Genomic DNA, 14,721 nt, shown 5'->3' with positions numbered 1-14,721 from the left:
GTCTCTGCTCCGGGCGACGTTGCGCGGGCCCTAGATGAGTCCAAGCAGATCACTCCGCGAAGATACTCCGAGCTTCGTGAACACCTGGTACAGGTGGCCCTCCACGGTCCTCACGGAAATGCCGATATCAAGGGCAATGTCCCTGTTTGAGACGCCGTTGCCGGCGAGGGTGGCTATTTGCCGTTCTCTTTCCGTCAGCAGCGGGCCCTTGTTCCGGGGCGTGATCGGCAGGGCCGGGACGGACTCTGAAAGTTTTTCCAGCATGGTGTGAGCTGTGCTGGCGGTTCCGCTCAGTCCCGCGGCCTGGGCGAAGTCGAAGGCCAGGGCGGCGCATCTGGCCTGGACGGCGTCCAGTTCCAGGTTGGCGGAGAGCTCGGCGGCCGCCAGCATGATCGCGGCGTCCTTCTTCCGGCTGCCCTCGGCGACCGTCCGGGACAGCTCCGCCAGCGGACCCTGCCGCCTGGCGGCGATGTCCTCCATAAAGAGGAAGTCTTTGGCGGTTCCGTTGACCGTGGCACCAAGCATGAAGATGCCGGCCAGAGTGAAGCGGCCGGCGCGGAAGTGGCCCTCAGCCGTGTGCACCAGCCGCTCCCTCGCTTCCGGGTCCCCCAGCCACCGCGAGGCCATGTCCATGCAGAACTCGGCGGAGCTGCTGATCGCGAACCGTGCCGGGCCGTCCGCGGACCGCGCCCGGTCGAGGTAGATGGTCGCCTGCATTGAATTGCCCGTCTGGGCGTAGGCAAAGGCGGTTGCGGCGTAGGCCTGCCGCAGGGAGTGCAGACTCGACCGCACCTCCAGCTGGGCAATTGCGGCAAGCAGCGGATCCAGCGCCATGTAGCCGCGGCCGGCGTAGACATACGCGAGCCCGACAGCCAGGTCCGTGGCAGCGCTTCCGGAATGCAGTCCGTGCCCCGCCCGTCCGCTGGCGTCCTTGAGCATGTCGATGCTCTGGCGCCAGTACCCGGACAGCAGCAGCACGTTGAACGATCTCCAGGCGAAATTCTCGCGGATCCGGGGGACGTTGGACCATTCGCCCAGCTGGCCGCCGATTTCGCGCATGAGTCTTCGCGCGTCGAGCTCCTTGCCCGTCATGCACAGGGCTTCCATCAGGATGATGGCGCACCTGAGCCTGTGCACCGGATCGATGCCTGGCCCCTCGGCGGTTGCCGCTGCCGTGAGCCTGTCCATCATCGGCTCGAAATCACCGATGAAGGAGAGAAAGTTGAACTCACAGAGGTCCAGGCACCGTCCCGCCCGGGCCAGCTCCTCCTCGGGCTCAGGGAGCTCATTCAGACTGAGCTCCTGCAGCCGAAGCCGGGCCTGCCGGATCAGCTCAGGGACCTTGCCGGACCGGTCCTCCAGCCACGACATGCCATCAGCCTTGGCGGCGACAAGCTCCGCAAACACCCCCGCGCCCAGGGCGTTGATCTGTTCCTCCGAAATATCGTCGAGGGCCGCCATCGCCTGCAGCGGCAGACCCAGCTGCAGGTACGCCGCCGATTTCTGCAGCTGCCCTTCGGCCCATTCCCGGTCACCCCGGGACAGGCTGCCGGCGCATTCGAGCGCGAACTTCGGGTCAAAAAGTTTCACAGCCGCCTCGGCTGCCGCCAGCGCGTACGCCGGCGCGAGCGGGGCCTGGCAGTCGTGGGTCCAGGCCGCGTAGGCGAGCAGGTCCTCGACGGTCAGTTCGCCGAGCTCGTCCGGCCGATGACCGGGCACCTTGTCCCGCAACTCCAGGCGGCGTTCCACGCTGAGCCAGTTCCGGACGATGTCACCCAGATAGCGGTCACCCAGGGTCACGAAGTGGCGGTCGGTGCGGTCGACGATGATCTGGCCCGCATCCTCCATGTCCGCGATGACGCCCGCCCCGTACATCCTCGCGAGCCGGGACAGCGCCATGGTCCGGGCGCAGGACAGGACTTCGATGACTTCCCGGGCCACCGGAGTCTCGCGGGCATAGCGGGCCCTGACAATGTCTTCCAGCCCGGTGCGTCCGTCCAGGACCACTTCGTCAAGCAGGGTCCAGACGGAACCGGACAGCACGAGGTTTCCGCGCTCGATCTGCTCGGAGACCACGGCCTGGAGCAACGTCGGGCTGCCGCCGACGAGCTGGTGCATCTGGTTGGCGAGAGCGCTCGAGACGCGGTGGCCCAGCGCCGTCTGCAGCACGTCCAGGGTTTCGAGTTCCGTAAGGTTCGCGAGCCTGACCTCGGCCAGCTGGCCGGAGGTGATGAGCCAGTAGAAATCAGGAGGCAGGTCGCTGGTGCGCTGGGCCGTCGCGATGAGGCGGGCCGTCTGAGTCTGGAGCAGGTTGAGCAGGACCCCGGTGCTCAGGTCGTCCAGCGCACCGGCATTGTCCAGCAAAATGACGCATGGCCGCCCGGCGGCGTCGTCGCGGATCAAGGAGGTAATCCCGTGCAGAATGGCGGTCGGGGAGCCAAGGGAGCTCTGCGGCAGGCGCGCCAGCGTGAACGCCAGGCAGCCGTACGGGGTCGCTGACCCCGGTCCCGAGCTCCGGAGCTGCAGGGTGTAGATGTCCGGACCGAACCCGGCCAAAGCGGTGCGGCCCACCAGCGACTTGCCGACGCCGCGGTCACCGGTGATGACCACGCCCGTCCGGCCGTCGGCAAGCAATGCTTCGCGGACGCGGTCGGCGTCGGCGGCGCGCGCAAGACCGGACCACCTGTGCCTGTTGACCGGACCGGCAGCGTGCTCTTCGGCGGGTGCCAATGTAGTGGAAACATTTCCCCAGCCCAGTGAATCCCTCGACATCTAGTTTCCTTCGTACCGCTTTGCGGACAGCAACCCCAGATTGCCCGCTTAGAAGTAGCGTATCCCTATCCCCCGACATGAGAGTAGAGAGATCATAGCGGGAATCCCGGATGCTTGGAAGGAATGCCCGCGGCGTGGCTGCGGGCGGCGCCGGGCGCCCGCCCGGCGGTCCGGGCAGGAAACCCAAAAACGGGGGCTACGGGGCCTACGGGGCTTTCGCGGGATGGAACTGCTGCTGGGCTGCGAGCAGGCCGTCCCGGACCAGGACCTCCACCGCATCTGCCGCGGAATCCAGCAGGAACGGCAGTTCCTTCTTCTCGGCGGCGGAAAAATCCTTCAGCACGTAGTCCGCGGTGTCCATCCGCCCGGGTGGCCGTCCGACGCCCACCCGGATCCGCGGATAGTCCTTCGTGGCGAGGGCCTTGGAGATATCCCGCAGTCCGTTATGGCCGCCTTCGCCGCCGCCGATCTTGAGTTTGACAGTGTTAAAGGGGATGTCGATTTCGTCGTGTACCGCGATGACGTGGCCGGGATCGATGTCGTAGAACCTGGCGAGCGCCGAAACCGGGCCCCCGGAAACATTCATGTAGCTCAGCGGCTTGGCCAGCACGCACCGGGGCCCGCCGATGCCCAGCCGCCCTTCCAGGACCTGGGCCCGTGACTTGTGGGATTTGAAGCGGCCGCCGACGCGAGCGGCGAGTTCGTCGAGGACCATCTGCCCGACGTTGTGCCGGTTGTGGGCATACTCGGCTCCCGGGTTGCCCAGCCCTACGATCAGCCAGTTGTCAGTCATGGATCAGTCCTTCTGTGGGGCGGTCCGGTTCCAGGGGGCGTGGGCGGCCGGAGCCGCGTCGACGTCCCGGCGGCGGAGACGACGGCGGCCGGGCCCCAAAGGGACCCGGCCACCGCAAAATTCGCCGGAATTACTCGGCTGCAGCCTCGGAAGCCGCGGTGGCCCCTTCGGAAGCCGCTTCCTCGGTGACCTCGGTGGCCTCGGAGATGTGCACGACGAGGGACTCGGCGTCGGCCAGCAGGACGGAGCCCTTCGGCAGGACCAGGTCGGAAGCGTGGATGTGCTCGCCCGCGGTCCGGCCCTCAATGCTGACCTCGACGGCGGTGGGCAGGTGGGTTGCCTCGGCCTCGAGGGAAACAACAGTCATTTCCTGGTTGTAGACGTTGCCCGGGGCAAGCTCGCCGGTCAGGTGCACGGGAACGTCCACGGTGACCTTCTCGCCGGTGCGGACGGTCAGGAGGTCAAGGTGCTCGATGATCTGCTTGATCGGGTTGCGCTGGATGTCCTTGACGAGGGCGAGGTGCTTTTCGCCGTTGATGTCCAAGGTCAGCAGGGCGTTGGCAGCGCGGACGGCCAGCGTGGTCGCCTTGGCCGGCAGGGTGATGTGGATCGGCTTTGCGCCGTGGCCGTAGATCACCGCGGGGATCAGGCCGTCCATGCGGGCGCGGCGGGCAAAGCCCTTGCCGAATTCGGTGCGTACTTCTGCTGCGAGCTTCTGCTCAGCCATGGGTATCTCCTAGTGGACTAGCGGTGTTCAGCAAGGGCGGAGGTCTGTTTGCGACCTTCAACGCCGGGTGGCCGCGAGGCCACCCTTCCGAAGGGAGATTCAGACCCAGTCGATAACGGAGACCAGCAGTCCGGTTCACCGTGAATACGGATTACCGGTGCTCTCCCTCGCCAAGGTTTCGGTACAAGGCTACCAGCGCCGGGCGCGGTTTATGAAACCGGACCCGGCTCGAGCAGCGCTGTTAGGCGTTGCCGTCGAAGAGGCTGGTGACGGAACCGTCGTCGAACACTTCGCGGATGGCCCGGGCGATCAGCGGAGCAATGGACAAAACGGTGAGCTGCGGGAAGCGCTTGTCGGCGCTGATCGGCAGGGTGTCCGTGACGACGACCTCGCGGGCGCCGGATTCGGCGAGTCGCCTGGCGGCCGGATCGGAGAACACTGCATGGGTGGCCGCGATGATGACGTCCTTGGCACCGGCGTTCTTAAGCACCTGGACCGCCCCGGAGATGGTTCCGCCGGTGTCGATCATGTCATCGATCAGGACGCAGGTGCGGCCTTCGACCTGCCCGACCACGGTCTTGGACACGGCCTGGTTGGGAACGGTGAGATCGCGGCTCTTGTGCACGAACGCCAGCGGCGCTCCGCCGAGCCGCTCGGCCCACTGCTCGGCAACCCGGACGCGGCCGGTGTCCGGGGATACAACTGTGATGTCGTCGGCTGCGACGCGGGTACGGATGTAGTCCGCGAGCAGCGGGATGGCCATGAGGTGGTCCACCGGGCCGTCGAAGAAGCCCTGGATCTGCGAGGTGTGCAGGTCCACGCTCATGATCCGGTCCGCGCCGGCCGTCTTGTACAGGTCCGCCACGAGCCGGGCGGAGATCGGTTCGCGGCCGCGGCCCTTCTTGTCCTGGCGGGCGTAGGGGTAGAACGGCGAGACCACGGTAATGCGCTTGGCAGAGGCCCGCTTCAGCGAATCGATCATGATCAGCTGTTCCATCAGCCAGTTGTTCAGCGGGGCCGGGTGGGCCTGGATGACGAATGCGTCGGTGCCGCGGACGCTTTCGCCGGCCCGCACATAAATCTCGCCGTTGGCGAAGTCATAAGCATCCAGGGGCAGCAGCTCGGTGCCGAGCTCCTTGGCGATCTCCTTCGCCAGCTCGGGATGTGCGCGCCCAGCGGCAAGCACCAGTTTCTTCTCGCCGCGTGCCGTAATTTCGCTCATGTTTGCTAGCCCTCTTCTGTAGATGCCGGGGTACTGGAGGATGGTGGGGTGGCGCCGGCGGCCTCGGCCAGTGCGGCCGAGACGGTACCGGGGCGGTTCGCGAGGACCCAGCCGTCGGTGTTCCGCTGCTTGGCCTCGGTCACGGCAAGTGCGCCGGCGGGGACGTCGCGGCGGATGATCGCGCCGGCGCCGCTGTACGCGCCGTCGCCGAGCTGCACGGGGGCGACGAAGACGGTGTTTGAGCCGGTGCGGACGCCGGAGCCGATGACCGTGCGGTGCTTCTTCTCGCCGTCGTAGTTGGCCGTGATGTTGCCGCAGCCGATGTTGGTGCCCTCGCCGATCTCGGCGTCGCCGGCGTAGCCGAGGTGGGAGAGCTTGGAGCCGCGGCCGATGGTGACGTTCTTGGTCTCGTAGAAGGCGCCGATCTTCCCGGTCTCCCCCAGGACGGTGCCGGGGCGCAGGTAGGTGAACGGTCCGACACTGGCGTTCGCGCCGATCGTGGAGCCGGAACCATGCGTGCGGATCACCGTGGCGCCCTCGCCCACGCGGACGTCGGTCAGGGTTGTGTCGGGGCCGACGACGGCGTCCCGCGCCACCGTGGTGGCGCCGTGCAGCTGGGTGTTGGGCAGCAGGCGGACGTCCTCGTCGAGGGTCACGGTGGAGTCGATCCAGGTGGTGGACGGATCCTCGACGGTCACTCCGGCGCGCATCCAGGCTTCGACGGTGCGCCTGTTGTGCTCGGCGCCGAGGGCCGAAAGCTGGACCCGGTCGTTGGCGCCTTCGACCTGCCAGCGGTCATCCGTGACGACGGCGGCCACCCGGCCGCCGGCTTCACGGGCCAGCGCCAGTACGTCGGTGAGATACTTTTCGCCCTGGGCGTTGTTGGTGGTGACGTGTGTGAGCGAGTCACGCAGCACGCCGGCGTCGAAGGCGTAGATGCCCGAGTTGACCTCGCGGATGTCGCGCTCGGCGTCGGTGGCGTCCTTGTGCTCCCGGATGCCGGTGACCGTTCCGTCCGCGGCGCGAAGGATGCGCCCGTAGCCGGTGGCGTCGTCCAGCACGGCGGTGAGGACCGTGACGGCGTTGCCGTCTGCTTCGTGGGAGGCAACCAACTCGGCCAGCAGCGCTCCGGTAAGGAGGGGAACATCGCCGTAGGTGACGACGACCGTGCCGCCGAGCGAACCCTGGGGGTCGAGCGCGTCGAGCGCCTCAAGGGCGGCTTCCACGGCGCGGCCGGTGCCGGGCACCTCGTCCTGGTCAACAATCAGGGCCTCAGGGTCCAGCGTCGCGACGTGGGAGGCCACGAGATCGCGTTCGTGCCGGACAACGAGCGCCAACTGCTGCGGGTTGATGGCGCGGGCGGCGGCGAGCGCATGCCCGACGAGGGAGCGGCCGCCGATCGCGTGGAGAATCTTGGGGGTACGGGATTTCATCCGGGTACCGGCACCTGCAGCTAGGACGATTACGGCGGCTGGGCCGGTATTCTCGGGGCTCACGTACGGGCTCTCCTTGCTCAGCGGCGCGGCTCAGCGCCTCTGTTCGGTGGATCTGAGTTGCCCCGCGGCTGAGGCCCTGTTGCTGCACCTGGCCTGCCGGATCCGCGCGGCTTGTCCGGACCAGAATCCGGTCACGGCGTCAGCTTCATCCTACTGGACCCAGACGGTCCCCGCCCGTCGGGGGATGTTCCACGCCCCGCCGATGCGCGGCGGTTCCGCCCATAGGATTCGAACCTATACTCCACGGCTCCAAAGGCCGGGGTGCTGCCATTACACCAGGGCGGACCATGCCCAGGCGTTCAGCCGGTGGCACGAGAACCAATTCTGCCACGAAGGTTGAGCCTCGTGCGACTCAGCCGCCGGGAGCCCGGCCGGACCCGGCGCAGACTGCCGGGGGTACGGCGCGCAGGGCATGGTGGTGCTGTGAGCAAGCGCACAAGGGCATCCGGCGGGACGGAAGGCCTGGCCGGCGAATTCGCCCGCCGCGGCTTCACCTCGGCCGACGGCGCCATGTACGCCCAGATGCTGGTGAGGATGGTCGCGATGACGGGCCAACGGTGGCAGGACAGCCGCGCCCAGGACAAACGCGAAGTCGCCGCACACCTGGTCAACCTCGCCTGGAACGGCCTCACCGGCCTGCAAAAGGACCCCGGACTCCGCAGCGACGACTGAATCCCAAGCCCGGTGCGGGGCACGCTTGTTGCCGCGGGACGGAGAGTCTTCGGCGCTCCTCGGGACATGCCCTCCCCCGGCCCCGAGGAATGGACATAACACCAATATGCCCGTCCGTGGCGTGCACCGAGGGACGTGTCCCGGGGGTTTCCAGCGCTCTGAGGGAGATGTCCATCCCAGGCCTGCACCGAGGGACATGTCCATTGCTGGCCTGCGCGAAGGGAGTTGTCTTCCGGGCGCCAAGAATGCTCCGCGGGACATGTCCTCAGGGCTCCGAACGCTCCGCGGGACATGCGCTCCCCCGGCCCCGAGGAATGGACATAACACTAATATGTCCATCCGTGGCCTGCACCGAGGGACATGTCCTGAGGGTCTTGAGTGGTCCGAGGGACATGTCCAGCCGTGCCGCAACACACTGGGCCTGTCTCCCCCGGGCCGCCAGGAGATTACTCGCCGAGGATTTCGAGGGCCCCTAGCCATTCGAGTTCGAGGGCTTCGCGTTCTCCGGCGAGGTCCTTGAGCTTCTTGTTCAATTCGGCGAGTTGGCCCGCGGCGGAGGGATCGGCGGCGGCGGTGGTCATCTGGGCGTGGATCTTGTCTTCCTGCTGCTTGAGCTTGCCCAGCTGGCGGTCGATCCGGTTCTTGGCCTTGCGGGCGTCGCGCTTCTCGGCTTCCGAGGAGCCGGTTGCGGCGGGGGCGGAACCTGAGCTTGAGGAGATGACGGGGTTGCCGCCGCCGGTGATGGTGGAGCCGGCCAGCGCGGCTTCGCGCAGTTCGAGGTACTGGTCCACGCCGCGCGGCAGGGCGCGGATCTTGCCGTCGCCCAGCAGCGCCATCTGGTGGTCCGTGACGCGCTCGAGCAGGTAACGGTCGTGGCTGACGACGACGAGCGTGCCCGGCCAGCCGTCCAGTACGTCTTCGACGGCGGCCAGGGTGTCGGTGTCGAGGTCGTTGGTGGGCTCGTCAAGCATGAGCACGTTCGGCTCCCCCACGAGCAGGCGCAGCAGCTGCAGCCGCCGGCGTTCGCCACCGGAGAGGTCCCTGACCGGGGTCCACTGCTTCTCGTTGGTGAAGCCGAGCTGTTCCACGAGCTGGCCGGCGGTGAATTCCTTGCCACCGACGTTGAAGGAACGCTTTTCGCGCTCGATCACTTCGATCACGCGCAGGTCCGAGACGTCGTCGAGCTCCTTGACCTCCTGGGTCAGGACCGCGGTGACAACCGTCTTGCCGCGCTTCACCTTCCCGGAGGTGGGTTCGATTTCGCCGTTGAGGAGCTTCAGCAGGGTGGTCTTGCCGGCGCCGTTGACGCCCACGAGGCCCAGCCGTTCACCCGGCGCAAGCCGCAGCGTGATGTTGTCGAAGAGCTTCTGCCCGGGCTCGCCGCCGAGGAAGTCCAGCGAGACGTGCTCGAGGTCCAAGACGTCCTTGCCGAGCCGGGCGGTGGCCATCTTGCTCAGCGCCGTCGAGTCGCGCGGTTCGGGGACGTCGGCGATCAGCGCGTTGGCCGCCTCGATCCGGAATTTGGGCTTGGCGGTGCGGGCCGGGGCGCCGCGGCGCAGCCATGCCAGCTCCTTCTTCACGAGCTGCTGGCGCTTGCTTTCCACCACGGAAGCGGAGCGGTCACGTTCGGCCCGGGCCAGCACATAGGCGGCGTAACCGCCGTCGAACGGGTCCATGATGCCATCGTGGATTTCCCAGGTCTTGGTGCAGACTTCGTCCAGGAACCAGCGGTCGTGGGTGACGACGAGGAAGGCGCCCTGGTTGGCCCGCCAGCGGGTCTTCAGGTGCCGGGACAGCCACGCGACGCCTTCGACGTCGAGGTGGTTGGTGGGCTCGTCGAGCATGATGACGTCGTGGTCCTCGATCAGCAGCTTGGCCAGCGCCACACGGCGCTTCTGCCCGCCGGAGAGCGCGTGGACGTTGGCGTGCCAGTCGACGTCGGACACGAGTCCGCCCATGACTTCGCGGATCTGCGGGTTGCGGGCCCATTCATAGTCGGCCTGATCCCCGACGATCGCAGCACCGACGGTGAGGTCGCCGTCGAGCACGTCGCTCTGGTCCAGGTAGCCGGTGTTGACCTCGCTGCGCTTGGTCACGCGGCCGGAGTCCGGGGTGGAGCGCATTGCCAGCAGCCGCATGAGGGTCGACTTGCCGTCACCGTTGCGGCCCACCATGCCGATCCGGTCGCCCTCTTCAAGGCCGAGGGTAATGCCATCGAGGACGGTACGGGTTGCATACGAAACCGTGAGGTTCTCGCCGCCGAGCAGGTGTGCCACTGGGAACTGCTTTCCTAGATAAGAATATGGTCAAGCGAAAAAGGTCATGCGGATGGCACCGAAGCCATCGGAGCTATTAAAGGAGCGTATCGGAGATGATGCGTGCCCCGTGAACCGGGCCGTGGACGGCCATGGCCTCGAGGCCATGGTGGCGCAGGTCCTCGGCCAGTCCGGCGGCCGCCGCGGGACTGTGCGCGAGGAAGGCCACGGTGGGTCCGGAGCCCGAAACGATGCCGGCGATTGCGCCGCACGATTCGCCGAGCCCCAGGGTGTCCCGGAGCTCCGGCGCCAGCTCGATGGAGGCCCGCTGGAGGTCGTTGACCAGGACCCGGCTGAGGGCATCGGCGTCTCCGCTGCGCAGCGCCTTGAGGATCATGGCGTCCACGGCCGTGGGTTCCTCCACGACGAGTCCTTCCGCCGCGCGCAGCCGGTCCAGGGTCCGGTAGACCTCCGGGGTGGGCAGGCCGAAATCGGCTGTGACGAGCACCCAGTCCGTCTGGGCCTTGACCAGGGCCGGGGACAGGTCGTCGCCCAGGCCCAGTCCGACGGCCGTGCCGCCAAGCAGGGAAAACGGCACGTCGGCGCCGAGTTCAGCGGCCAGGTGCGCCAGCTCATCGCGGGAGAGCCCGCTGTTCCACAGCGCGTCGCAGGCGAGCAGGGTGGCGGCGGCGTCGGCCGAGCCGCCGCCCATGCCGCCCGCCACGGGAACGCGCTTCGTGATCTCGAGGTGGACCCCGGTGGAGTGCTCCGAGACATCGGTCATGATGGCGGCGGCCTGATAGGCCAGGTTTCGCTTATCGAGTGGAATGTCGACGCCGTCGAGGTCCAGCGTGCTTGCCGGACTGAGGCTGACCGTGATCTCGCCGGTGTCTGTGCTGGTGGCGGCGACCTCTTCGTAGAGGGACACCGCGAGGTACACGCTGGCGACGGAGTGGTAGCCGTCACCGCGCCGGGGTCCGACGTCGAGTGAGACGTTTACTTTGCCGGGAGCCTTGACCCGGACGGTCCTCGCGGCAAAGCGCCCTCTCACTGCGTTCATGGCTCCACGCTATGGCATGGCAGTGCCAGGCTCCAAGCGTTGACCGAATACATCGCGTCCGCCCAGGGGCTGCCTGGGGACGCAGGCGGGGTGTTCAGGCCTCGGGCCGGGCGTGCGCTTCGGCAATCCGGGAAAACGCCGCGATGTCGATCACTTCGCCGCGGGCGGTGGGGTCGACGCCGGCCGCCCGCAGGCAACGCTCGGCCTCGGCCGCGCTTCCGGCCCAGCCCGCCAGCGCGGCGCGCAGGGTCTTGCGGCGCTGGGCGAAGGCTGCGTCGATCACGGCGAAGACCTGTTCCCGGGTGGCCGTGGTGACCGGCGGCTCCCTGCGCGTGAAGGCGACGAGGCCGGAGTGGATCTTGGGCGCGGGCCAGAAGACGTTCATCCCGATCACGCCGGCCTTGCGCATGCTGCTGTACCAGGCCGCCTTGACGGACGGCACGCCATAGGTCTTGGAGCCGGGTCCGGCCGCGAGCCGGTCGGCAACCTCGTCCTGGACCATGACGAGTCCGTGCCGGAGGCCGGGGAAATGCTGCAGCAGATGCAGAACCACCGGGACGGCAACGTTGTAAGGAAGGTTTGCCACGAGCGCCGTCGGCTCCACGGGCAGCCCGGTGACCTTCATGGCGTCGGCGAGGACCAGGTGGAAGTTCTCCACGGCCTCGGGGCGCCACTGGCTCACGGTGGCCGGAAGCTTCGCGGCGAGGACCGGATCGATTTCGACGGCTACGACGGCGCGGGCGGCGTCGAGCAGGCCGAGCGTGAGCGAGCCCAGCCCGGGTCCCACCTCCAGCACGGTCTCGTCCGGGTGGATGTCCGCGGCTGCCACGATCCGGCGGATGGTGTTGCCGTCAATGACGAAGTTCTGGCCCAGGGTCTTGGTGGGACGCACCCCGATTTCCTCGGCCAGCCGGCGGATGTCGGAGGCACCCATGAGGGGTGCAGGCGTGGTTCCGGGCACGGTTCCGGACGCGCTGGCGCGCTCGGTTCCGGCCACGTTGGCAGGCGCGGAGGGGGTCGGTTCAGTCACCTAAGTATCCTATCCCGCCGGCTTGAGTCCGCTGCGCCCGGGCAGCCGGGCGCCGGCGCCGGTCCCCCGGCAGCGGACAGGGCGCGCACCACAACTCGGGCAGATCAAAAGCCGGGCATGGCAGAGGCCGGGTCCGGAGTACCGGACCCGGCCTCTGCCGGGCGCCGCAGCCGTGGTCAGACGCTGCGGCAGCCGTTGTGAATCATGTGCTGGTCAGCCGGAGCTGCCGGTCTTAGCGGGAGGCGGCCCAGCCGCAGCCCCACGGCTGCAGGCCACGCTGTGCGTACACCCGGTTGGCGATGTCGATCTGCTGGGCCTTGGAGGCCAGGCTGGCGTTGGGGGCGTACGCTCCGCCGCCGGCACTGAGCCAGGTCCGGACGTCGAACTGCAGGCCGCCGTAGTAGCCGTTGCCGTTGTTGATCGACCAGTTGCCGGTGGACTCGCACTGGGCGATCCTGTCCCACATGGCTTCGTTCATCATCCCCGGGGCGGCGGCGCCGGTGTTTCCGGCCTGGGCCGCGGACTTGGGCTTTTCCTTGGTGCCGACCGTGATCTTCTCGGTGACCGGCGGGACGCTGACTGACTCTGACACGAGGGTCCGGGACGCTTCCCGGCCGTCCACGAGGACCAGCTTGAAGCTCTTGTTCTTGGCGCCCGCCACGCCTGCCTGGGTCACGTCCTTCTCGCCCTTGAGCATCTCCGGGCTTTCGGTGGTGAGGGTCTCGAACGGCACGGGCTCGGTTACATCCGCCCTCTTGCTGACGTCGACGCGGGAGACCTTGATGACCATGTCATTGACGACCGGTGCGTTGCCCGGCTGTGAGCTCCGGTCGCTGGCGCCCAGGGACAGGCCCGCGTCAGCGAGGAGCTGGGAGACGGTGGCTGCCGTTGTGGTGGTCCGGGCGGCCTTGCCGTCCGCGACGATGCTGACCGTCTTCGGCGTCGAGATCGCCACGAAGGAGCCGGAGACGGACAGCTGGGCGTCCTTCGGGACGGACACTTCCGAGGCGCTGGCGACGCCGAGTTCCGTCACGAGGCCCTCGACGGTGGGCGAGGTGGTGTTGATGGTCCGCTCGGCGCCGTCCAGGCTGACCTTGACGGCCTTGGCGAGGTTGACGTTGATGACCGATCCGTCCTGCACATGGGCGTCCGCCGAGGGCGACACCCTGTCGGACGGCTGCAGTTCAACCTTGGCGCCCTTGACGACCTGGCCGACGGTGCCGCCGAATGTCTGCACGGAGCTGACTTTTCCGTCGACATTGAGCGTGACTGTCTTGTTGTTGCCGACGAAGGCCACGAGGCCGAGCACGAGTGCCACAAGCACCACGAGTTGCGTGCCGACCTTGACGAAGCTGAACTTGCCGTCCGAAGTGAAGAACTTGACCACGATTGCCCGTATCTCTTGGACCATCCGGGCACGGGGAAAAGCGCACAGGATCAGCCGTCGCAAACACCCCAGGGGCAGCTCCGGAACGGGTCCGGCTGTTCGCGGCAGCTGTGTGCACTGCCACACTCACAAACGAGAGCGCGCATGTGGAACCTTGGCCACAATGCACGCCCTGCAGGAGTGAAGTTATCCGTAGGCCTTCCCCGACCCCGGCTAATAGTTGACCACTGTAACCGTAGCGTTATAAAGCCACCAAGATTTTGTGCATACCAGGTATGCTCGAAAGTCGGTGGCGGGCGGCACTTTCAGGCCCAGGATCCGTATGCCCGCACGGTATTTTCGCTGATCCGGGCGCATAGCCCCGAGAGCTCGCTTCCAGTCAATTCGGCCATGGCCCGGACCGTGTACGGCACCATGTAGCTGGCATTGGGGCGGCCGCGGTGCGGGTGCGGCGTGAGGAAGGGGGCATCGGTTTCAACGAGGATCCGCTCCGGCTCCGCGATCGCCAGGGCATCGCGCAGATTCACCGCGTTCTTGAACGTCACGGTCCCCGCGAAGGACATGTACCAGCCTTCGTCGTTGCAGATCCTGGCCAGCGGCTCCCCGCCCGAAAAACAGTGGAAGACCACCCGCTCCGGCGCGCCTTCCTCCCGCAGCACCTGCACCACGTCCTCGTGGGCGTCCCGGTCATGGATCTGCAGTGTCAGCCCGAGGCGTTTGGCGATGTCGATGTGCCGGCGGAAGGAATAGCGCTGATGCGCCAGTCCTTCCCCTTCTGTGCGGAAATAGTCCAGCCCCGTCTCCCCGATTGCCCGGATCCGCGGATGCCAGGCGAGCGCCTCGATCTCGGCGAGGGCGTCTTCCAGCTCCCCGCGCGCGGCGTAGCCGGGCGCGTCGTTGGGATGGAGCGCGACGGCGCCCAGCAGCCGTGCGTCCAGCTCCACGGCCCGGACGGTGAACCGGGAGGACTCCAGGTCGCATCCCACCTGCACGGCACCATGGACCCCGACCGCCTCGGCCGCGTCCAGGGCGTCCGTGATGCTGACCGTCAGTTCGGCGTCGGGGAAGTCCAGATGGGTGTGGTTGTCCATGACCGGGACCGGAAGGGGTTCCGGCGCGGGCGGGTATCCTTGCCGGCCCGCACCGTCGCTGCCCGGGGCGCGGAAGGGGGCCGGAGTGAGGGGATTGCGCATCCGTCTACCTTAACCGGGAGCCGCGGGCTGGCTTAACGGGCTGGCTTAACCGGCCGTTTTAACCGGGGCGGGTTAATCCGTCTCCGGGCCGGTGCCGGAGATTTACCCGGAACT

At 67.5% G+C, this 14,721-nt stretch carries 10 protein-coding genes, 1 tRNA gene and 1 pseudogene; 1 reads left to right on the top strand and 11 read right to left on the bottom strand.

Annotation, left to right across the window (positions count from 1 at the left end):
• Positions 1 to 30 precede the first annotated feature (30 nt).
• The 6 genes from ACQCSU_RS17835 to ACQCSU_RS17810 form a co-directional block, all read right to left on the bottom strand.
• Positions 31 to 2,772: a LuxR C-terminal-related transcriptional regulator gene (locus ACQCSU_RS17835; RefSeq protein WP_426976575.1), complete on the bottom strand. Its 2,742-nt coding sequence runs from the start codon at positions 2,770 to 2,772 to the stop codon at positions 31 to 33.
• 205 nt (positions 2,773 to 2,977) lie between these two features.
• Positions 2,978 to 3,565, bottom strand: a complete 588-nt coding sequence (gene pth / locus ACQCSU_RS17830) for an aminoacyl-tRNA hydrolase (protein WP_426976574.1) — start codon at positions 3,563 to 3,565, stop codon at positions 2,978 to 2,980.
• 130 nt (positions 3,566 to 3,695) lie between these two features.
• Positions 3,696 to 4,292 (bottom strand): 50S ribosomal protein L25/general stress protein Ctc, encoded by a 597-nt coding sequence (locus tag ACQCSU_RS17825; protein ID WP_426976573.1) that lies wholly within the window; start codon positions 4,290 to 4,292, stop codon positions 3,696 to 3,698.
• A gap of 241 nt (positions 4,293 to 4,533) precedes the next feature.
• Entirely contained in the window at positions 4,534 to 5,514 is a 981-nt protein-coding gene (locus ACQCSU_RS17820; RefSeq protein WP_426976572.1) for a ribose-phosphate diphosphokinase, read from the bottom strand.
• 5 nt (positions 5,515 to 5,519) lie between these two features.
• On the bottom strand, positions 5,520 to 7,010 hold the full coding sequence (gene glmU / locus ACQCSU_RS17815) for a bifunctional UDP-N-acetylglucosamine diphosphorylase/glucosamine-1-phosphate N-acetyltransferase GlmU (RefSeq protein ID WP_426976571.1): 1,491 nt from the start codon (positions 7,008 to 7,010) through the stop codon (positions 5,520 to 5,522).
• Between the two features lie 213 nt (positions 7,011 to 7,223).
• A tRNA-Gln gene (locus tag ACQCSU_RS17810) sits at positions 7,224 to 7,295 on the bottom strand.
• Positions 7,296 to 7,472: 177 nt separating this feature from the next.
• Between ACQCSU_RS17810 and ACQCSU_RS17805 the strand changes: the two are divergent.
• Positions 7,473 to 7,682: pseudogene (locus tag ACQCSU_RS17805) on the top strand (TetR/AcrR family transcriptional regulator); the annotation flags it as partial.
• A 446-nt stretch (positions 7,683 to 8,128) separates the two neighbouring features.
• Here ACQCSU_RS17805 and ACQCSU_RS17800 read toward each other — a convergent pair.
• From ACQCSU_RS17800 to ACQCSU_RS17780, 5 genes are all read right to left on the bottom strand, one after another.
• Positions 8,129 to 9,958, bottom strand: a complete 1,830-nt coding sequence (locus ACQCSU_RS17800) for an ABC-F family ATP-binding cassette domain-containing protein (RefSeq protein ID WP_426976570.1) — start codon at positions 9,956 to 9,958, stop codon at positions 8,129 to 8,131.
• Between the two features lie 76 nt (positions 9,959 to 10,034).
• Positions 10,035 to 10,997 (bottom strand): 4-(cytidine 5'-diphospho)-2-C-methyl-D-erythritol kinase, encoded by a 963-nt coding sequence (locus tag ACQCSU_RS17795; protein WP_426976569.1) that lies wholly within the window; start codon positions 10,995 to 10,997, stop codon positions 10,035 to 10,037.
• 94 nt (positions 10,998 to 11,091) lie between these two features.
• Complete coding sequence (gene rsmA / locus ACQCSU_RS17790; RefSeq protein ID WP_426976568.1) at positions 11,092 to 12,027, bottom strand: 16S rRNA (adenine(1518)-N(6)/adenine(1519)-N(6))-dimethyltransferase RsmA; 936 nt, start codon at positions 12,025 to 12,027, stop codon at positions 11,092 to 11,094.
• A 232-nt stretch (positions 12,028 to 12,259) separates the two neighbouring features.
• Positions 12,260 to 13,414, bottom strand: a complete 1,155-nt coding sequence (locus ACQCSU_RS17785) for a transglycosylase family protein (protein WP_426976567.1) — start codon at positions 13,412 to 13,414, stop codon at positions 12,260 to 12,262.
• A gap of 305 nt (positions 13,415 to 13,719) precedes the next feature.
• Positions 13,720 to 14,607 (bottom strand): TatD family hydrolase, encoded by an 888-nt coding sequence (locus tag ACQCSU_RS17780; protein ID WP_426976566.1) that lies wholly within the window; start codon positions 14,605 to 14,607, stop codon positions 13,720 to 13,722.
• Positions 14,608 to 14,721: the final 114 nt, after the last annotated feature.

It is taken from the genome of Pseudarthrobacter sp. O4 (genome assembly GCF_050157025.1).
Taxonomy (GTDB): Bacteria; Actinomycetota; Actinomycetes; order Actinomycetales; family Micrococcaceae; genus Arthrobacter.
This window is presented reverse-complemented; position numbering and strand designations above follow the sequence as displayed.